This is a genomic window from Phreatobacter sp. (assembly GCF_051860605.1).
Taxonomy (GTDB): Bacteria; Pseudomonadota; Alphaproteobacteria; order Rhizobiales; family Phreatobacteraceae; genus Phreatobacter.
Genome location: NZ_JBHYDR010000034.1, coordinates 1 through 527, shown reverse-complemented (window position 1 = coordinate 527; position 527 = coordinate 1). Strand labels below are relative to the sequence as shown.

Below are 527 nucleotides of genomic sequence, written 5' to 3'. Positions count from 1 at the left end.
ACGACAGGCCGCCTAAGGCCATAAACGAAACCCAGGACTCTCCCTCAGGCCGGAGGAGAAGAGGGTCTCAGGTCACGTTCTCGAATTTGCCTTCCGGCCGTAGATGGTAGGAGGTTAGAACCTCCTCGTATGTCCGAAGATACTCTTTCGGGATTTTCAGGCCCGAGTTGCGGTCGAAACAGGTTTTCACCGCTTCCCATGGATCGCGCGTGTAGGGCGCAATCGCGCTGAATTTCCAATCGTCCAATAGGTTCGATTTGCGGGAGTTTCCGAACGTCACCAGCTCAGGGAAATCGAGCGCGAATTTGATGCGGTTGGGCTGCAAGCCGATCATGAAATTGAACGGCCGCACCTTCTCATGCGGTTCGCGAACCGCGTTGTAGGCGTAGAAGAATTTGAGCAGGTGAGGGGTTGTCGCGGCGTACCGGCTAACTGCTGGCGCTTTCAGGTTTTGAACCGCCCCGGGTCTGCCGGAGGCTCCAACTTCCAAGTAGGATGGAGCCATGACGAGCAAGACGACGAACAAG

At 56.2% G+C, this 527-nt stretch carries 1 protein-coding gene; it reads right to left on the bottom strand.

What is annotated here, in order from left to right:
- Window positions 1-67 precede the first annotated feature (67 nt).
- On the bottom strand, window positions 68-527 hold a 460-nt coding region (locus ACTIFS_RS21760; RefSeq protein WP_439576213.1), incomplete at its 5' end, for a hypothetical protein.